We start from the raw sequence: 17,558 nt of genomic DNA, 5'->3' as shown, positions 1-17,558 counted from the left end.
TCCTCAATCAAACCTCACCCCAAACAACCCACCATCCTCCGTCGCATCTGTCAGCCGCACCGGCAGCACATACTTGCCGAGATCGAAGTCCACTTCGGTTTCCTTGAAGGCATCGTCCTCGTTCATTGTTACGATGTACTGAAAACCCAATTCGCTCGCCGTCTGCGCACCGACGCGCAGGGCGCTGATGACTTGCCGGCCGTCGACGCCGTCGAACAGATGGCTGTCATGCACCAGGAATCCGGGGCCAATGCCGCGCTGGTGACATAGGCGCATCAGCATCATGTCGAAGCAGAATATCTGCATATTCTTGATGCCCTTGCTGCGCGAGCCTTGCATGGGGAACTTGAAGGCCGGGCCGTTGGCGGTCGGATCGATCTGCATGCTGCCGGCGGATTCGTAGAGCTGACTCGATACCTCCTCGAAGGCGCGGATGGCGTCACCGATGCGGGTGGATTGTTCGGCGAAGTCGCGTTGCAGGCGCAACGTCAACAGCTTGCGTTCTACTTCGAGTTCGGTTTTGGTGCTTTCGAGTTTCTCGGCGGCTTCGAAGCGTTGCCGCAGGCTTGCGACTTGCGCGGCTTGCTGGCTGGCTTCTTCTTGCAGGCGTTGGAACTGGTCGAGGGCACCGTGGCTTTTGAGGATGCCCATGACGTCGGCGCGGCGGCTGTCGAGGCTGCGCTTGTCAGCGTCGCGCGTCTCAATGCGCGCCTGGGCGGCGGCGAGTTCGCTTTGCAGGTAGCTTTGGCGGTTGCGAATCACCGATTCGTGGAAGGCGCGCACGTCGTCGTAGCGGCGCTTGACGAGGCCGGGCGGGAATTCGACGCCGGCTTGGCGATAGAGTTGTTCCAGGTCGTCCAGTTCCGGCGGCGTTTCGGTCTTGAGCGCGGCTTCGATGTCCTGAATGGCGGCGAGGTCGAGGGTGTTATGGCCGGCCAGCGCGTTGAGTTCGCGCGTGAGTCGCGAGGCTTCCTGCTCCAGGGCTCGATATTCCTCATGCACCTTGAAGGTGGCGAGGTTGTCTTGCAGGGTCTTGAGCTTGCGTTCGGCCAGCACAAGCTGGGTGCGCAGATTGGCCGCCGTGCCGATGACGCCGCCCAGGGCACCGGCGCTGGCGGTGCGGCGCAACACTTGCCGCACCTTGTCGCGCACGCGTACCAGTTGCCAATCGGCGGCGATGGGCCAGTCGAGACCCAACAGGTACATCAACGCCGTCTGCTGGTCGCCGAGTTGCTGCTTTTCGGCCTGCTTCTCCGGCGTATTGAAGGCATGGGAAAGCTGGCGACGAGCAAAGTAGGCGAATAGCGAACGGAAGCTTGGCGCGCCGTCCGGCAGATTGTCGAGGCCGAACCATTGCTTGCCCAGCCTTCGTGTCCATTCGGGGTTGGAAAGCGTCTCTTGTTTGTTTTCGGTAGCAAGATGAATCTTGCTCTTGGCGCCGCCGCTGCGCTCCACGCGTATGCGCGCACCGCCGATGTCGCAGGTCATGCCAAAACGGTGTTCGCGTAGTTCATCGACCTGAAACAGCGAACCCTTGGCACTTTCGGCGCCGAGCAGGAAGTGAATCAACTCGACGACGCTGGTCTTGCCGGCGCGGTTGCGCGTCTGTTTTTGCGTGGCGCCGTCGCTCTTTTGCGCCAGCAGCACATTCAGCCCCGGCTGAAAATCCAGCGTCTTGAAGCTCGACAGGTCGCTGTAGAGCGTATGGATCATGCCACCGCTTCCGCGTGACCAGTGCCGCGAACCAGCAAACCGTCGCGTAGTTCGACAGCACCGAGGGCATGGAGCAGATCGAGCGCCAGCACGAACCAGTCAAAAGTCGGCGCTGGCGAGACGGCGCCACTGACACGCTGCCAGAGGGCGGAAACCGTGATCGGCAGCTCCAAGTGGGCGAGTAGCGCGCCGCCGACGGTCAGCAGCGCGCGCTCTTGCGGCAGGTGTTTGGTGGGCAGGATCATGAAACGACGAGGGGCTCTTCGAAGATGTCGCAGTTGCCGAACAGCCAGGCGAGCACCGCGTGAATGGCGGCTTTTTCGCGCGGATGGCGCGTGGCATTGTAACCGGCCCACTCCTCCAGTTCGCCCCATATCAGGTCGGGATGCATGGCCGGCTCGGCAGTACGCAATTCGATGTAGCGCGCCTTGAACGCCGCAGCGATACGCGCGGCAAAGAGCGGATCGCGCCAGCCGGCGAAGAAGCTCTCCACCAGACGAACCTTTTCCATCGCCAGTTTGATGACGCCAGCAACTTCAGGCGAAAGCTGATTGAACTCGATCTTGCCCTGGGGCACGGGCCGGGGTGTACCGTCCGCATCGACCGATGAAAACTTGATGTGCTCGACTACGGCCTTCAGGTCGGCATAGCCCATTTGCCCTCTGTCCTCGCCGGAGTAGCTCACGCCGAACCAGGATTCCAGGTCCGCCTGCTCCAGTTCCCGAAAGACCTTCAGGAGTTCTTCGTAGCCCCAGTGGCTAATGGCGATTTGTGGGTTTGCAGTTCGAAGGTCGGCCAGCGTCTTGATCACGTTCGGCGGCAAAGCCGGTGCGTTATGGACGAACACCCAGTGGTCGAAGTATTGCTGCCAATGAGGTAATGCCCCATTTAGATCGGCATTGATCTTGGTTACTGCCTTTGCCGAATCAAACGCCTCGGGCGCATAAACCTGGAACAGTGTTCGGGCAGATGGCAGATAACCGTCGTTCTTCTCGTCACCTTGCCTGCCCCATGGCTTACAGGGTTCGAAGTCGCTGGGGAAGCGCTTGCTCATCAGCGTTTCAAACAGGTTCTGAAAGGCCTCCTTCCTCGATTCAAGATATCGAATCCTGAAGTCCTTTTCGTAAATCAGTTGCAGAGACCTGTCCATCGCGTCCTGACGCACCCCAGAATTACAAATGAATGGATTCTGCCATATCTCATGGGTATCGGATGCGCTGAATCGGGGGTGAATTTGCCCGAACATCCCGTGAGCGACATCGCCGTCCCGCCAGCGCCGACTCTCAGAGCAAGACGCCCTCGTGGAGATATCCGCGGGGACGATGTCGCGTTCATGCATCGTCCAGGCAGGAACGGCGGGCTTGGTTCGCCCCAAACACCACGGCCGCTTCATGATGCTTGCAATTGTCCATGCCACGGGAGTATCGTGGCTTCTTTGAGCCGAGCCAGGAGACCGTCGTGCCCAAACGCAAGCCGCCACTCCAGCCTAAGCGCGATCCGCGGCGCACCGCAGATCGCGACGCCTTTGACGCCCGCGATAGCATCTACTCCCCGGCGCTGATCGAATTGCCGCCCGCACTATATCCAAAATGGGAGTGGATCGTGCCGCTCGACCAGGGTCGCGAGGGTGCCTGTACTGGTTTTGGCCTCGCGGCGGTGATCAACTACCAGCTCGCGGCGCGTCGCAAACGCAAGCCTGCCCGAACGGCCGAGCGGGTCAGCGCGCGCATGCTGTTCCAGGTGGCCAAGCGATACGACCAATGGGCCGGCGAGGATTACGACTGGTCGAGCGCGCGCGGCGCGATGAAGGGTTGGTTCAAGACCGGAGTCTGCTCAGAAGCGGCGTGGCCAAACCCAACGGCGAAAAGAGCGGTCGACCACTTGACGCCGGCACGCCAGCAGGAAGCGCTTCGCTGCCCACTGGGCGCCTACTACCGAGTGTACCCTCGGCGTTCGGACGTGCATGCGGCCCTGCTCGAAGCCGGCGCCGTCTATGCGGTGGCCGACACGCACGATGGCTGGAACGAACCCAACACCAAGGGCGAAATACCGTATTGGGATGATGCGCGTGGTAGCGGCGGCGGCGGCCACGCCTTCGCCATCGTCGGCTACACCGCCGAGGGGTTTCTGGTGCAGAACTCTTGGGGGCCGGACTGGGGCGGCTTCAAGGACCGCGCGGGCAACTCGCGGCCTGCCGTCGCACTGTGGCGCTATGCCGATTTCGACCGCAACGTCTGGGATCTCTGGGTGGCACGCATGGCCTTGCCCGTCGAATCGCTGGCGGCGCTGGCCGGTCCCGGCTACCGCGCCACCTCCGCCGGCGGCAAGGAAAAAGCCAGCGGCCCGCCGGCGCACGAAATATGGGGGCGCTACCTGCACATCGACGACGGCCAGTTCGATCCCCGCGGCGATTACCCCAGCCACGAACACGAACTCGACGGCATCGTGGCGCGGCTGATGCACGGCAGCAACGGCGACCGCCCGCGGCACATAGTGCTTTACGCCCATGGCGGCCTCAATACCGTCGCCGGTTCGGCGATACGCTGCGGCAAGTGGAGCACGGTATTCGCCAGGAACGGAATTGCGGAGCTGCATTTCGTTTGGGAAACTGGCTTCCTCGCTGAGCTACGCGACGTCCTGCTGGGCAAAGAGCAATTGGTCCAGCAGCGCGTCGGCGCCGTGTCCGATTGGTGGGACGACTGGGTCGAGAAGCTTACCCAACCCTTGGGCTACCCGCTGTGGCAGGAGATGCGCTCGGATGCGGAAATTGCCTTCCAGCCGCCGCCGGCCGCCGGCAGTGCCTTCGTAACCAAGCTGGTCGCGGCACTGAAGGCGGTGCCGGCACCGCCCCAGGTGCATCTGGTCTGCCACAGCGCCGGCGCGATCTGGACCGGTCACTTGCTGGACGCCTGGAAGGCAGCCGGCGGACCGCCTGTGGCCAATCTGCTGCTCTTCGCCCCGGCATGCACCGTCGATTTCTTCTTCGCCCGCCACGCACCGCGCCTGGCCGACGGCACCGTCGCCAACGCACACCTGTTCCAGCTCGATGACGCGGTCGAGCGCGACGATAATGTCGCCGTTGTCTATCGCAAGTCACTGCTCTATCTGGTGTCGCGTTCCTACCAGGAAAAGGTCAAAGTCGTGCCGTTGCTCGGGATGGCGAAGCACTACGCCGATGTCGCAGCGCGACTGGCGGCGATTAACCTCGCCGACCGTCTGTCCTGCTACATCGCGGGCCGCGATGCGCAGCGCAGCAAGGCGGATTCCCACGGCGGATTCGACAACGACCTGACAACGATGAATGCGATGCTCGCATTGGTCCTCGGTCAGCAGCCGTTACCTGGCTCAGGATTTGCCGAGACAGACATGAACGGCTATTGAGGCCTGCCGGCCATGGCCCACTGGTTCCGCCGCGAATTTGACCTGCGCCTGACGGCCTGGCAGCTCGCCACGCTGCTGGCCGGCGCCGGCGCGTTGGTCTGCGTGCTGCTGCTCTACCGCCACCAGACCGACCTGGCACTGGTCGAGGTCTGGGACTTCCTCGGCTCGGTACAGATCGGCGTGCCGCCACTGGCGGCGCTACTCGCCACCTACACCTGGGCCTTCCTCAGCGGCAACAAGCTTGCCGACGCCCCCCGCGACTTGCTGCGCTGGCTGCGCAACGTGGCGCTGCAGGAACGGCACACGATGCTGGCCATCCTCGTCGCCAGCGCAATGCTCGCCAGCATCACGACGTGGCGGCTGGCGCGCGTAGCGCCGCCGGCCTACGTTGCGCTGACAGCGCAACTGCTGGGCGGCGAGAACGACGACCACGAAATCCTGGCCCAGCGCACCAAGCAGATCAAGGAACGCAATCCGAAGTTCGCCGCCCGGCTCGAACTGCTGCGCCAAGTGTTTGCGGAGCGGCGCAAGTGGAACAACGACGAGGGGAGGCCGAATACTACGGTCCCGCGGCTTTTGATCCGCGCCATGGAAAACGACAATGACCCTGCTTGGGCCGCGCATCCGTTGAAATGGCATGGCCTTGGGGAGGCTTTTTCGATGTTCGTGCAGGCCGCCGCGAGCAGCGCCGGCGAGAGTAACCAGTTGCTCGACGAGATGCGCGCCGAGTCGCTCGCCCATTACCAACGGGTCATCGACACCGACGATCCGCGCGCCACGCCGTTAATGCGCGCCAGCGCGGAGAACAATCTGGGTAACGTGTATTTCTACGCCGGCCAATTCGAGGCCGCGGTCGACCAGTACCGTCGTTCGTTCGGGCGCGAGCCATCGATCGAGGCCCAGGCCAACCGCGTTGCCGCACTGGTCATGCTCGGGCGCAGCGGTGAGGCGATCCAGGCCGGTGAAGAGGTCATCGCGTGGGCGCTGGCCTCGGGCCGCGCCACCGACAAGATCAACGGCTACGTCGGACTGCTGTCCAACCTTGGATTCGCGCGCATGATCGCCGGCGACGGCGATAAGGCAGCGACGGCCATGCGCGAAGCCTTCGACCTTCAGCCCGACGCGCTTGCCAGGCAGAACCTTGCACTCGCCTTGGTCGCCGCCGGCCGCTCGGATGATGCGCTGACGGTATTAGAAGTAGACACCGCCGCGCCGGCGGTGACAGCAAAGAGCGAGTTGGAGATCGTGGCGAAATTCGGCGGTGGCAGTTGCAGCTACCTGATTCGCGCGCTCGCTCAGGCGAAGATGCGTACCGCGGACGAGGCGGCCAATCTCGCCGCCTACCTGCGAAGACCGCGTGCGGCAGCCGAGCTCACGCGCGCGGATGCTTGGCGGGCACCAGCGTGGGCCGCGCTACTCGCAGACAAACGCGCCTGCCGCCACCTTCAACTGCTGCCGTTTGTCCGCGATGTACTTGCCCCCGCACCATCGATGACACCGCGCGGTGCGGCAGGTCGCGTGTGAAGGCGATAGTCGCCCTGGTTTTCCGCCCGCAGACATGGCGCATTCGGCAAGTCCGGCGCGCGCATGGAAATGCCCGGCTGCAGCCTGTGCATGGGCAACCAGGCGCAGATCAGGAAGGGCAGCACGGCCGTGTCGACCTCGACGCGCAACTTCCCCAACCGGCTGGGCATCGACACCCGCGTCTATCTGTCGTCGGCCGAGCTTGCGGCGGTGACGGCACTGATGGGCAAAATCCCGACCATGGCCGAGTACCTGGAGCAGGTGCAGGCGGTCAACGCCAAGGCCGCCGACGTCTATCGCTACATGAACTTCGACCAGATCGCCGAGTTCAAGGAAGTGGCGGATACGGTGACGGTGTAGGAATCTGAATCGGCGTGTCGCCAGCGCCAACTCTTCAATCAGCGGCCCCGTTCACAAAACGGGGCCGTCTGTTTTTTCGAAGCATGAAAATAGGGCAAAGGTTTGACAGGCGGTTTGCGCCCCTATGTGCCAGCTACATAACCAAACTACCTCGGTGCCCGCGTTTCCTATTGCCAAATGCAGAAAGGTAGAATTCAACTCAAGCAACTGAAGGAGCACCGCTATGCGCAACATTGTCGAAATCGAATGCCCGCCCGAACTGCTGATCGGCCTGCACACCAATGCCGAGCAGTTCGCCGAGCGCGTCAAGCGCGAGGCTGCCTACGGCCTGTTCAGGAAAGGCACCATTTCTTCGGGCGTCGCCGCGCAATGGCTCGGCGTCCCTCGCGCGCATTTTCTGCTCGATGCCATGCAGCATGGCGCGACACTACTGGACGACTCTGACGACGACTTTCGGCGCGAAACTGAAATCCACAACGAACACCATCGATAGGAGTCGGATATGACCACCATTGCAATCGATCTCCCCGACGAGGCTTTTTCCGCGTTGAAGCAGGCACCGTCCGCGTTTGTACGCGACATGCGTCGCGCCGCCGCAATCCATTGGTATGCCAGCGGCAAGATATCGATGGAGAAAGCTGCGCTGATTGCCGACCTGGATCGATCGGACTTTCTAGCGGCGCTGGCTGCCGAGCAGATCGACGTCTTCGAGCTTGACTTGGACGGCTTGCGGCGGGAGCTGGCGCGTGGCTGATGCGGCGGTCGTCAATGCCTCGCCGCTGATTTTCCTGGCAAAAGCCGGCCTCGTCGACCTGCTACGTGTTGCATCGCCCCAGGTAATGGTTCCCGAGCCGGTCGCCCTGGAGATCGGCCGGCGCGGGCCGGACGACGTTACCGCCAAGGCCTTGGCCGGCACGCCATGGCTGATCTCGGTGCCTGTCACGGCGATCCCGCCGCTGATTCAATCGTGGGACCTCGGCGCGGGCGAATCGGCGGTGCTTGCCTATGCGTTGCAGAACCCAGGCATGGTGGCCATCATCGACGATGGCGCTGGCCGTCGTTGCGCCGAAGTATTGGGCGTGGCGCTCTCCGGTACTCTCGGGCTGGTGTTGCTTGCCAAGCAGCGTGGCATGATCCCATCGGCACGACAGGTCATCGCGACGTTGAAGGACCATGGCATGTACTTGTCAGAGAAAACGATAGACCAGGCGCTGACGCTTGTAGGCGAATGAAGCCGTAGTAAGTTTCGCCGCGGTGATCGAGATCGACCTGGCCGACGTCACCGAGCCGATTCTGGCATGCCCCACAACGATCCGGACGACGTCAAGCTGCTGTCCGAAATCGCCGGCGAGAAGATCGACGAGGTCATCATCGGCTCGTGCATGACCAACATCGGCCCGCGTTTGCCGCGCATTTGGCGCGCATTTGCCGTATCGCCAGCGCCAACTTTCAAAACGTCCCCATGGAGAGATCCATGGGGGCGTTTTTCATACGCGGATTTCGTAGGGGCGGGCCGAAAGTTGCCTGGGAATCTGGTGGCCGTAGGCCCAGTTCAGATAGGCCAGACGCAGCCTGACCACCTCGCGCTGGGCATCCGGGTCGCCGCGCGAAGCCTGGTCGATCAGTAGCTGGAAGCGCCTTTCGCTGGCGCAGGCGACATCCGCCAGCGCAGTTGCCGCCGGCAGGCCGACGATTTCATTGAGTAGTGGAATCCGTTGTGCCATCGCGCGCTCCACGCCTGTCTCGCCAGCCAATCTCTAGCTGACCCGCTGCGGCGGGCATTCAGCCTTGACGACGCCGATGTTCGCCATCGCCTTGGTCAGTTGAGCGTCGTTCATGGCGACCAGCAGCGCCAGGCCGGCGCGCAGCAGCTGGCTTTTCTTGACGTCCGTGCCCAGCGCCTGAAGGCGTTGCTTGAGTGCGCCGAGCTGCGCATTTTCGTCATCGGGAAGCTTGTAACGTTTCGATGCGGATTTACGCTGCTGCGCCTTGCTCAGCAGCGGTGCGGCCAAGTCCGGAATTCTCGCAGCCGGCCTGGCCGCGAATACCTTGGCCAGCCGCACGCGCCTGGTTTTTCCGGCGGTGCCGGATTCGGCTGCGATCGGAACAAGCGCGCGGGGAGCGGCGGAAGGTTTGGCTGCTGGCATTTCAGGATCTTTCTTGGCTATGGGCTGCACCGCAAGGCGCAGCTGCGTGAAAAGGAAGCGATCTGGAAGTCAAGCCGCCCGACGCACGGACAACTTTGACGATAGATAATTCTATTCAGGCCATAGCGCGTGGCAATACCCGCAGACAGGTATTTTGCTTACCGCCTTCCCGGTAAGGCTTGCCGGCCTGCCGTCGAGCGAATGCCTTGAAGACGCTTGCTTCAGGGCAGGACCAGGCCGGTACGGATGGCATATCTGGTCAGTTCCACCACATTGTGCAACTCCAGCTTGCGCATCAGGTTGCGCCGGTGCACGTCGACCGTGCTCGGCGCGATATGCAGTTCGGCCGCGATGTCGGGCGCGCTCTTGCCTTCTGCCAGCAAGGTGGCGACCTGCACTTCGCGCCGCGACAGGGAACTGGACTCCGGCTGCCCCCCCGCGCTGCGGCGGTCGCGCAGGCCGTCGGCGACCAGCGCAGCGACTTCGGAACACAGGTAGCTGCGCCCCGCGACCACGTTGCGTATGCCCTGTTTCAACTCGGCGCCGGCCGCCGATTTGGCGATATAGCCGCTGGCGCCGACATCGAGCATCTGCTGGATGATGCGCCGATCGAGGTAGGTGGACAAGGCCAGCACCTTGATTTGCGGATGCCTGGCCAGCAGGCGCCGCGTGGTTTCGATGCCCGACTGCCCGGGCAGGGCGACATCCATCACCACCACGGTGGGCGCCAGTTCGTTGGCCATCTGCAAGGCCGTCTCGCCATCGCCGACTGCCGCCACCACCTCCATGCTCTTGTCCTGTTCCAGCACCACGCGCAAGGCTTCCCGTACCATCGTGTGGTCATCGACAAGCATTATGCGGATCATTGCAGATCTCCTTTTCGCCTATGGAATGGGGCACGCTCAGGGTGATCGTGGTGCCATTGCCGGGGCTGCTGTCGACTTCCATTTCGCCGCCGATGTTGGCAATCCGTTCGTAGATCGAGCGCAGCCCGAAACTATGATATCCGGGCCAGGCGCCAAGATGATCCGCCGGCTCGAAGCCGCATCCGGCGTCGCTCACCACCAACATCAGCCGGTTGCCGCTGCACAGGCAGGAAAGGCTGGCATCCCGCACCCCGGCGTGCTTGGCGACATTGATCAGCAGTTCGCGCGCCGCGCGGTAGAGCACCGCCTGCACCTCGTGGACCAGATGCCGACGGCAGTCGTCGTGATCGACATGGACCATGATGCCGTAGACACGCTCGATGTCCTCGGCCAGCCATTGCAGCGCCGGCACCAGGCCAAGCGTGTACAACACCGGCGGACTCAGCTGCTGGGTGATGTTGCGCGCCGCCTGGTCGGCCTGGGCCACCAGCGCCACCATCTGATCGATCAGCGGTTGTAGCTCGCCGGCGGATATCGAGGTGAGCTTGATCTTCATGACGGCCAGCAGTTGGCCGAGGTTGTCGTGCAGATCCTGCGCCAGGTTGCGCCGCTCGCGCTCTTCGGTCATGGCCAGTTGCGCTGAAAGCCTGCGCAGCTGCGCGGTGCGCTCGGCCACCTTGAATTCGAGGCTTTCGGCCATTTCGCGCAACTGCTGCTCGACCTGCTTGCGGTGGGTGATATCCACCATGATCCCGCGCAACCAGCGCGGCGCGCCGTTCTCTTCGACCACCGTAACGATGTCGTGCAGCCAGACCGTGCGGCCGTCCTGCGCCATGAAGCGGTATTCGAAATCGTGCGGCATCATGCGTTCGGTGCAGGACAGGCAATATGCGGGCGCCCATTCCCTGTCGTCGGGATGCAGGTTGTTTAGCCAGAACCCTGGCTGCAACCAGTCCGCGATGGGATAGCCCAGCAGGCGCTCTGCCTGGCGGCTGATGAAAGTGAAATCGAAGGTTTTTGCATCGGCTTCCCAGACGATGCCGTCGGTGGTATTGACGATGTCCCGGAAGCGCCGCTGGGAAGCCGCGAGGATTTCCTCGGCCTGCTTGCGCTCGGTGACGTCCTTCACGGTGGCCGCGTAACTGACGATTTGGCCGGTCCCATCCCGCACCGCGGAAGGCGTGATCATTGCCGGGAAACGCTCGCCGTTCTTGCGCATGAAGATCAGCTCAAGCTCGCCCAACTCGCCCTGCGAAACCCGGCGGAACTCCGCAAGAATAAACTCATGCTGCTCCGGCGGCCAGTAAGGATGAGGCACGCCGCTGCCGATGAGCTCCTCGCGCGAAAAGCCGGTCATGCGGCACATGGCCGGGTTTACATCGAGATGCACACCTTTCAGGTCCACCGCCAGAAACCCATCCTGCATCGAATCGATCAGGCTCCGGACGAATTGGGTCGAGGCCGTCAGGGCTTCCTGCGCGCGTTTTTGTTCGGTGATGTCGGTTACCGTGCCGATCACACCGATGATCTCGCCCCTGGCGTTGCGCAGCGGTGCGGTGCGGTCCAGTGCCCAGCCGGCGCGACCGGTCTGCCTGACCTGGAAAGGAAAGGTGACTGATTTGGCGGCACCGCCGGCAAGGGCACTTTCCAGGTTGGCAAATACGCCGCGCTCCTCGAGGAAGGGAAACACATCCCGCGGATGGCGCCCGAGAACATCGCTCGCCCGCATTCCGGTGAATATCTCCATATACGTATTCCACACCCGATAGTGCAGGTCGGGGCCATAGACCACGATGCCTTCCTGCACGTTCGCGATCACCTGCTCGTTGAACCGGCTCGATTCGAGCAGCATCGCTGTCGCGAGCTTGCGCTCGCTGATGTCCGCCACAACCAGGCGGCATTCCTGTCGGTCGGCGGACAGCGTGGCATCGATCTGGACGGTCCGCGACAACTGGCCGTCGATCATCAGTTCCAGTTCGCAGCTTTGCCTCGTCTCGCCCGCATGGACCCGCTGCAGGAAGGCGTCCAAACCCGGGCGGGCGGTCTCGGTCGCGAACTCCACAAAGCGCCTGCCGACCAGCCTGCTGCGCTCCCGTCCGAGCAGCAGCGCCGCGGTCAGGTTGACCCGGGTGATCGCACCGTCGCGTTCCAGGGTGATCAAGCCGACCGGGGAAAAATCGTATAAATCGGTATAGCGTTCCAGTCCCGTCTGCACGTCGGCCTGCGAATAGCGCAACTCGTCGTTGCGCAACTCCAGCTCGCTACGCTGTTGCCGTAGTTCATGCAGGAGATTGTCGACGCGGCGCGGCAGCTCGGCGGCGGCATCGCCGTCGCCCGGCGGCTGCGGCTTCACCGACATGACTTTGGATCCTTCCACACGGCGTTTTGGCGCGGTTCCGCCGTCAGCTTCGCAATGCGTTGCCGCAGAACCGCCGTCGCCGAAGTTACGGCGCGGCCGGCGGGAGCTTTCCTGGCAATTTCCCCGGATATCACGGGTTTCCTTTTCTGGCGCCGCAATCAGGGCGCCTATCGCAAGCAGCCGCCGCAAGCAACGGAGCGGAACTGCTCGCCTACTATACCGCGCAATGACAATGCCCCACCGCGTCGGTCGCGGCCGCAGATTATCGACGAGACCCATCTGCCGGCAAATACCCGGAAACCATTAGCCGGAATACCACCCGTTTGGTATTTCAGGCCGGCCCCATGACACCCGCTTTGCAAGGACAAGCTGCCCTTACGGCGGCGCTTCTTCGGCGACACCGCGCATTCGATGCGCACCGTGTCGCCAGCGCCAACTCTTGCGGGTTCGCAGATCGCCGGCGTCATCGCCGTAACCGCGCCGGCGCCACCTCCGTTCGGGTACGAACAATACGGAATTCAGCGTATTTCCGGCGCATCGCCGAGTGACTGCGTTTAGTGAAGATTGTGCAGGATGCTCTCCACATCCACCTCGGCCTGCAGCCAGTCGGACATCTCGTTGCCGGGCGCAAAGCCACGCTGTTCGGCACGGAAATAGGCGGCTTCGGCGATCATTTGTTCCCGCGGACACTCGTAGTTTTCCGCTGATGAATCCGGGTTGAGCACGACTCGGACCTGCTTTGCGGGCGTACCGCCTTTAGTCCTGCCTGCCGGTTCGCTTCTGACTTTCATTGTCTTCTCCCGAATGAAACAAGGGTGAGTGACAAACTACAAGGCCGTCTGCCGGCTCCAGGCAGACAGGCAACTCATGGTCCCGACGCCCGCAGCAGCGGGCACCGATCCAGCGCCTGACCGGCGCATTCTTTCGGGGCCGCATCGAGGTGACGGCAATTGGCGCACAACAGCATTCGTGCCGTTGTCATGGCGGCGGGCGAACGGTCGCCGGTTTTCATCAGGCTCTCGGCCAGGATGCCCATCCGGATCAGGTGTTCGCGCTGCGGATCGGCCGCAGGGATCCGCTCCAGCCACATCCGCCCCAGCCGCGCCACCCCTGCCAGCAGGGCTTGCCTGTCAGTGGCTGTAGCATCGGCCGCCGAAGGCCCGGCGCCGCCCGGAGTGCTTTTCAGATACACGGAATACATGGCACCGATGCCGGCTGGAAGCTAATGACCGGCGGTCTGTTCGGGGCGGCGCACATTGAGCAGGAACATTTCGCGCTCCGGGCTGACCGATGCCATGCGCGCCAGATTCAGTTCAATCGTAAAAGCCCGTCCGGCGGCATCCTTGGCCTCGAACTTGCGCCACTCGCCGTCGGCACACAGATATACGAGATACCTCGCGCAGTAGCTCGGCGAACTTCCGTTGAGAAACAAACCGGCAATGAAATCCGAAATCAGGCGTCCGACCAGGCGCACCTGACTGGCTCCGAATATCCGCTCGGCAGGTGTACCGCAACTGAGGATCCTACCCAGGCGATCGAGAATCAGGGTGCAGTAATCCCCTCGATTCGCGAAGTTCGCCGCTGCATGGAATATGTCCTGCGTCGCCCCGGCCTGCTGTCGCGCTATGGCGTTTTGTCCATCCATGGTTTTCTCCTTGCTTAGCTCGTTCCACACCTGACTGGAACGCAAATCAAGCCGGAATATCCAGATTCGAAAAGTATCCGGCATGGATGTAGTTGGAAATACTACGGCAGCCGTATTTTCGATACCGGAAAGGAGGTATTGACTGGCGCGATGCAAAAGGCAGATAGAAAAACGCCCCGGAGAATTCTCGCCGGGGCGTGATCGGAAACTATGCAGTCCGACGCAACGGAATCCCGCTATTCGCGGCGCTGCTCGCGGCGCCCCGCCGACATCCGGTGCGGATACAGGTCGCGCCCTGCATCGTGCACATCGCGGCGCAACTGCCGGCGTTCTTCGGGCGACAAACGCTGGCCGCGACCGCGTGCATCGCCGTCGGGCGACAGTTGCTCAAGGCGCCGTTCGGCGGGCATCAGGCGCTGCGGTCCGTCGCCGCCGGCATCGCGGCCCGGTCCCAGGCGCTGCGGACCCTGGGCCGCAGCGCCTGCCACCAGCAGCCACAATCCACCCGCCACCGCTGCCCATCCGATACTGCGTTTCGAGCTCACATCGACTCCTGATTGATCCATCAACGGAAGATATTGTAAACCTGCTCGCCGGCGACATGGCTGGCCGCCATCAGCTGATCGACCGCGGCCGGCGAATCCGCACCCCATAACGCGAGCCCGATCGCCAGGGCCATGCCGAAGAATAACGCTTTCATGATTGCCTCCGCGTTCGCTGCACCGATACCGCCCTTTCAGGCACGCTTGCATTCTCTGCAGCGGCTGTAAGTCAATTGTTGCCGCGGGGCCGGGTTTGTAATCGTTTGTAAAGCCCGCTGGCACGATGCCGGCGATCCAGCTAGGATTTAGCCCATGAATGAACCCAAAGCCAAAATCCTGGTCGTCGACGACGACCAGCGCCTGCGCCAACTGCTCGAACGCTATCTCTCCGATCAGGGTTTCACGGTCAAGGCCGTACCCGATGCGCCGGGCATGGACCGCGCGCTGGAACGCGAGCTCTACGATTTGATCGTGCTCGACCTGATGCTGCCCGGCGAGGACGGCCTGGGCATTTGCCGCCGCCTGCGCGGCCAGTCCAACCCGGTCCGCATCATCATGCTGACGGCCAAGGGCGACGAAGTGGATCGCATCGTCGGCCTTGAGATCGGCGCCGACGACTACCTGCCCAAGCCCTTCAACCCGCGCGAACTGGTCGCCCGTGTCCATGCCGTGCTGCGCCGCCGCGCCGCCCCGCCGCCGCCCGGCGCTCCTGCCATCAACGAAGAAAGCGTGAGTTTCGGCAAGATCCGGATCAACCTGGCGACGCGCGAACTCGAGCGCGACGAAACCAGCACGCTGCTGACCTCGGGCGAATTCGGCCTGCTGCGGGTGCTGCTGGAGCATCCGCGCCAGCCGATGAGCCGCGACAAGCTGATGGAACTGGCGCGCGGCCGCGAATACGAAGTCTTCGATCGCGCCATCGATGTACAGATTTCGCGCCTGCGCAAGCTGGTCGAGGAGGATCCCGGCAAGCCGCGCTACATCCAGACGGTCTGGGGCTTCGGCTACGTCTTCGTTCCCGACGGCAAGAAGCACCAATGAGATTGTTGCCGCGCTCGCTCCTGTGGCGCACCTTCCTGTTGCTTGCCCTGCTGATGGTGTTGTCGGTGGTGGCGTGGTTCGCCATATTCAGAAGCTATGAACGCGAACCGCGCGCCCGGCAACTGGCGCAGACCCTGGTCAGCGTCGCCAACCTGACGCGCGCCGCACTGATTTCGGCGCGCCCCGAGGCGCGCATCGAGCTCTTGCGCGACTTGTCCGACCGCGAAGGCATCCGCATCTACCCGGCCGATGCCGCAGACCGCATTACGCCCCTGCCCGACCGGGCATTCCTGCATCTGGTCGAAGAAAACGTCAGGCAGCAAATGGGGCCGGCCACCCGCCTGACGCTGGAGCGCGAGGGCGAACGCGCCCTGTTCGTCAGTTTTCGCATCGACGACAGCGACGAAGGCAATTACTGGCTGGCCCTGCCCAGCGAACGCATCGAGCGCGTGTTTCCGCTGGGCTGGCTGGGCTGGGGCGTGGCGGCGCTGCTGCTGTCGCTGTGCGGCGCCTGGCTCATCGTGTACCGCATCACCCGTCCGCTCAAAGCGCTGCAGCAGGCCGCACGGCAGGTCGGCGCAGGCGAGACGCCGGCCCGCCTCGACGAGTCCGGCCCGACCGAACTGGCGACGGTTGCCGGCGCCTTCAACCAGATGAGCACCGACCTGGCCCAGATCGACCAGGACCGCGCCCTGATCCTGGCCGGCATCTCGCACGACCTGCGCACGCCGCTGACGCGCCTGCGCATGGGCATCGAAATGTCCGCCGACGAAAGCCAACGGGAAGGCATGACGGCCGACGTCGAGGAAATGGACAAGACCATCGGCCAGTTCCTCGACTTCGCGCGCTCGGAAGGCGGCGAGGCGGCACAGCAGGTCGACCTCGCTGCCCTGTTGCTGGAAATCGCCACGCAATACCGGCGGCGCGGCTTCCGCGTGGAGTTGGCGGCACCCGTCGGCGCATCGCCAGCGCCAACTCTTGCCGGCGCCGTATCGGTGCGGCCGCAGGCGCTGCGCCGCGCGATCAGCAACCTGATCGACAATGCGCTGCGCTATGCCGGCAGCGAATCCGCGGTGGAACTGGGCCTGGGCACTGCCGCAGGCGAATTCGGCATCGAGGTGCGCGACAGCGGCCCCGGCATTCCGCCGCAGGATGTCGAGCGCATGAAGCGGCCCTTTGCCCGGCTCGAAGCCGCACGCACCAACAGCACCGGCGCCGGACTGGGGCTGGCCATCGTCGAACGCATCGCACGCTCGCACAACGGTCACCTGGAGCTGCTGCCGCGCCCCGGCGGCGGGCTGATCGCCCGGCTCATCCTGCGTCCACTCAATTCATCCGCCATCTCCGTACCATGAACGAAACTGCCACGCCCACTCCCTATTCCCGCATCGGCGGCGAGCCTGCACTGCGCCGCCTGGTCAGGCGCTTCTATGAATTCATGGATACGCTGCCGGAGGCCTACGGCATCCGCAAGCTGCACCAGGCCGACCTGTCCAGCGCCGAAGAAAAGCTGTTCATGTTCATGTCCGGCTGGCTCGGCGGCCCGCAGTTGTATGTCCAGAAGATCGGCCACCCCAGGCTGCGCGCACGCCATCTGCCGTTCCCGATCGCCAGCGACGAAGCCGAGCAATGGATGCTGTGCATGCGCCTGGCGCTGGCCGAGGTGGTGACCGACGAGGAACTGCGCGTCAGCCTGGACAAGTCGCTCACCGAGCTGGCCTATCACATACGCAACCGGAATTTCCCGACCCGCCCCTGAAGCGAGCGCAGTGCTTGCGAGAGCCGTTGTGGGGCAGACCGGGCGGACTATAGGGCGGGCTTCAGCCCGCCATCCACCCCGGCCGACTGAAGTCGGCCCTACAACGCCATCCATCCCGGCCGGCTGAAGCCGGCCCTACTGGTCACACCGCTTGCGATGCAGACCGCTAGCAGCCTGTCGGACTTCACCAATGTTATGCTATAATCATAGGCATTGAATCG

General features: G+C 63.4%; 20 protein-coding genes and 1 pseudogene. 9 read left to right on the top strand and 12 right to left on the bottom strand.

The window, feature by feature from the left end; genetic code table 11:
* Positions 1-3 precede the first annotated feature (3 nt).
* The 3 genes from RMO95_RS21565 to RMO95_RS21555 are packed head-to-tail and all read right to left on the bottom strand — an operon-like array spanning position 4 to position 3,130.
* The gene (locus tag RMO95_RS21565; RefSeq protein WP_310452747.1) at positions 4-1,713 is read right to left on the bottom strand and encodes an ABC-three component system protein; all 1,710 of its coding nucleotides are present in this window, start codon (positions 1,711-1,713) and stop codon (positions 4-6) included.
* Complete coding sequence (locus tag RMO95_RS21560) at positions 1,710-1,958, bottom strand: ABC-three component system middle component 6 (RefSeq protein WP_310452746.1); 249 nt, start codon at positions 1,956-1,958, stop codon at positions 1,710-1,712. Before RMO95_RS21560 ends, RMO95_RS21565 begins: the two co-directional genes overlap by 4 nt.
* Entirely contained in the window at positions 1,955-3,130 is a 1,176-nt protein-coding gene (locus tag RMO95_RS21555; RefSeq protein WP_310452745.1) for an ABC-three component system protein, read from the bottom strand. Before RMO95_RS21555 ends, RMO95_RS21560 begins: the two co-directional genes overlap by 4 nt.
* A 41-nt stretch (positions 3,131-3,171) precedes the next feature.
* Between RMO95_RS21555 and RMO95_RS21550 the strand changes: the two genes are divergently transcribed.
* The 6 genes and pseudogenes from RMO95_RS21550 (at position 3,172) to RMO95_RS21525 (ending at position 8,210) form a co-directional block, all read left to right on the top strand.
* A complete protein-coding gene (locus RMO95_RS21550) occupies positions 3,172-5,094 on the top strand; it encodes a C1 family peptidase (RefSeq protein ID WP_310452744.1) in 1,923 nt (640 codons plus the stop codon).
* Between the two features lie 12 nt (positions 5,095-5,106).
* Positions 5,107-6,618, top strand: coding sequence for a hypothetical protein (locus RMO95_RS21545; RefSeq protein WP_310452743.1), 1,512 nt, complete (start codon positions 5,107-5,109; stop codon positions 6,616-6,618).
* 51 nt (positions 6,619-6,669) lie between these two features.
* A pseudogene (locus RMO95_RS21540) lies at positions 6,670-6,978 on the top strand (aconitase family protein); the annotation flags it as partial.
* A 223-nt stretch (positions 6,979-7,201) separates the two neighbouring features.
* Positions 7,202-7,471: a UPF0175 family protein gene (locus RMO95_RS21535; RefSeq protein ID WP_310452742.1), complete on the top strand. Its 270-nt coding sequence runs from the start codon at positions 7,202-7,204 to the stop codon at positions 7,469-7,471.
* Between the two features lie 9 nt (positions 7,472-7,480).
* Entirely contained in the window at positions 7,481-7,732 is a 252-nt protein-coding gene (locus RMO95_RS21530; protein WP_310452741.1) for a UPF0175 family protein, read from the top strand.
* Entirely contained in the window at positions 7,725-8,210 is a 486-nt protein-coding gene (locus RMO95_RS21525) for a DUF3368 domain-containing protein (protein ID WP_310452740.1), read from the top strand. The genes RMO95_RS21530 and RMO95_RS21525 overlap by 8 nt, the downstream gene beginning before the upstream one ends.
* A gap of 255 nt (positions 8,211-8,465) precedes the next feature.
* On the opposite strand, the gene RMO95_RS21520 is transcribed toward RMO95_RS21525, so the two are convergent.
* The 9 genes from RMO95_RS21520 to RMO95_RS21480 form a co-directional block, all read right to left on the bottom strand.
* Complete coding sequence (locus tag RMO95_RS21520; RefSeq protein ID WP_310452739.1) at positions 8,466-8,702, bottom strand: hypothetical protein; 237 nt, start codon at positions 8,700-8,702, stop codon at positions 8,466-8,468.
* Positions 8,703-8,735: 33 nt separating this feature from the next.
* The gene (locus RMO95_RS21515) at positions 8,736-9,155 is read right to left on the bottom strand and encodes a hypothetical protein (RefSeq protein WP_310452738.1); all 420 of its coding nucleotides are present in this window, start codon (positions 9,153-9,155) and stop codon (positions 8,736-8,738) included.
* Positions 9,156-9,346: 191 nt separating this feature from the next.
* Positions 9,347-9,991 carry a response regulator transcription factor gene (locus tag RMO95_RS21510; RefSeq protein ID WP_310452737.1) on the bottom strand — a complete coding sequence of 215 codons (645 nt, stop codon included), beginning with the start codon at positions 9,989-9,991 and terminating at the stop codon, positions 9,347-9,349.
* On the bottom strand, positions 9,966-12,350 hold the full coding sequence (locus RMO95_RS21505) for a PAS domain S-box protein (protein WP_310452736.1): 2,385 nt from the start codon (positions 12,348-12,350) through the stop codon (positions 9,966-9,968). Before RMO95_RS21505 ends, RMO95_RS21510 begins: the two co-directional genes overlap by 26 nt.
* Before the next feature lie 554 nt (positions 12,351-12,904).
* Positions 12,905-13,141, bottom strand: a complete 237-nt coding sequence (locus tag RMO95_RS21500) for a DUF2934 domain-containing protein (RefSeq protein ID WP_310452735.1) — start codon at positions 13,139-13,141, stop codon at positions 12,905-12,907.
* A gap of 74 nt (positions 13,142-13,215) precedes the next feature.
* The gene (locus RMO95_RS21495) at positions 13,216-13,542 is read right to left on the bottom strand and encodes a hypothetical protein (protein WP_310452734.1); all 327 of its coding nucleotides are present in this window, start codon (positions 13,540-13,542) and stop codon (positions 13,216-13,218) included.
* A gap of 30 nt (positions 13,543-13,572) precedes the next feature.
* Positions 13,573-14,151: a hypothetical protein gene (locus RMO95_RS21490; RefSeq protein ID WP_310452733.1), complete on the bottom strand. Its 579-nt coding sequence runs from the start codon at positions 14,149-14,151 to the stop codon at positions 13,573-13,575.
* Positions 14,152-14,231: 80 nt separating this feature from the next.
* Positions 14,232-14,540 carry a hypothetical protein gene (locus RMO95_RS21485; protein WP_310452732.1) on the bottom strand — a complete coding sequence of 103 codons (309 nt, stop codon included), beginning with the start codon at positions 14,538-14,540 and terminating at the stop codon, positions 14,232-14,234.
* Positions 14,541-14,560: 20 nt separating this feature from the next.
* Positions 14,561-14,695, bottom strand: a complete 135-nt coding sequence (locus RMO95_RS21480) for a hypothetical protein (protein WP_310452731.1) — start codon at positions 14,693-14,695, stop codon at positions 14,561-14,563.
* Positions 14,696-14,849: 154 nt separating this feature from the next.
* On the opposite strand from RMO95_RS21480, the gene ompR reads away from it, so the two are divergent.
* The 3 genes from ompR to RMO95_RS21465 are packed head-to-tail and all read left to right on the top strand — an operon-like array spanning position 14,850 to position 17,337.
* Complete coding sequence (gene ompR, locus RMO95_RS21475; protein WP_310452730.1) at positions 14,850-15,578, top strand: two-component system response regulator OmpR; 729 nt, start codon at positions 14,850-14,852, stop codon at positions 15,576-15,578.
* A complete protein-coding gene (locus tag RMO95_RS21470) occupies positions 15,575-16,933 on the top strand; it encodes an ATP-binding protein (protein WP_310452729.1) in 1,359 nt (452 codons plus the stop codon). The genes ompR and RMO95_RS21470 overlap by 4 nt, the downstream gene beginning before the upstream one ends.
* Positions 16,930-17,337, top strand: a complete 408-nt coding sequence (locus RMO95_RS21465) for a group II truncated hemoglobin (protein ID WP_310452728.1) — start codon at positions 16,930-16,932, stop codon at positions 17,335-17,337. The genes RMO95_RS21470 and RMO95_RS21465 overlap by 4 nt, the downstream gene beginning before the upstream one ends.
* Positions 17,338-17,558 lie beyond the last annotated feature (221 nt).

It is taken from the genome of Sulfuritalea sp. (assembly GCF_031426875.1).
Classification (GTDB): Bacteria; Pseudomonadota; Gammaproteobacteria; order Burkholderiales; family Rhodocyclaceae; genus Sulfuritalea.
The sequence above is the reverse complement of the archived record's forward strand: the minus strand, read 5'-3'. Positions and strand labels throughout refer to the sequence as shown.

What these genes read in the sequence shown, in the direction of transcription:
- RMO95_RS21470 (WP_310452729.1), top strand. Translation starts at nt 15,575, where the DNA reads ATGAGATTGTTGCCGCGCTCGCTCCTGTGGCGCACCTTCCTGTTGCTT.
- RMO95_RS21565 (WP_310452747.1), bottom strand. Translation starts at nt 1,713, where the DNA reads ATGATCCATACGCTCTACAGCGACCTGTCGAGCTTCAAGACGCTGGAT.
- RMO95_RS21560 (WP_310452746.1), bottom strand. Translation starts at nt 1,958, where the DNA reads ATGATCCTGCCCACCAAACACCTGCCGCAAGAGCGCGCGCTGCTGACC.
- RMO95_RS21500 (WP_310452735.1), bottom strand. Translation starts at nt 13,141, where the DNA reads ATGAAAGTCAGAAGCGAACCGGCAGGCAGGACTAAAGGCGGTACGCCC.
- ompR (WP_310452730.1), top strand. Translation starts at nt 14,850, where the DNA reads ATGAATGAACCCAAAGCCAAAATCCTGGTCGTCGACGACGACCAGCGC.
- RMO95_RS21465 (WP_310452728.1), top strand. Translation starts at nt 16,930, where the DNA reads ATGAACGAAACTGCCACGCCCACTCCCTATTCCCGCATCGGCGGCGAG.
- RMO95_RS21530 (WP_310452741.1), top strand. Translation starts at nt 7,481, where the DNA reads ATGACCACCATTGCAATCGATCTCCCCGACGAGGCTTTTTCCGCGTTG.
- RMO95_RS21510 (WP_310452737.1), bottom strand. Translation starts at nt 9,991, where the DNA reads ATGATCCGCATAATGCTTGTCGATGACCACACGATGGTACGGGAAGCC.
- RMO95_RS21535 (WP_310452742.1), top strand. Translation starts at nt 7,202, where the DNA reads ATGCGCAACATTGTCGAAATCGAATGCCCGCCCGAACTGCTGATCGGC.
- RMO95_RS21505 (WP_310452736.1), bottom strand. Translation starts at nt 12,350, where the DNA reads ATGTCGGTGAAGCCGCAGCCGCCGGGCGACGGCGATGCCGCCGCCGAG.
- RMO95_RS21480 (WP_310452731.1), bottom strand. Translation starts at nt 14,695, where the DNA reads ATGAAAGCGTTATTCTTCGGCATGGCCCTGGCGATCGGGCTCGCGTTA.
- RMO95_RS21520 (WP_310452739.1), bottom strand. Translation starts at nt 8,702, where the DNA reads ATGGCACAACGGATTCCACTACTCAATGAAATCGTCGGCCTGCCGGCG.
- RMO95_RS21545 (WP_310452743.1), top strand. Translation starts at nt 5,107, where the DNA reads ATGGCCCACTGGTTCCGCCGCGAATTTGACCTGCGCCTGACGGCCTGG.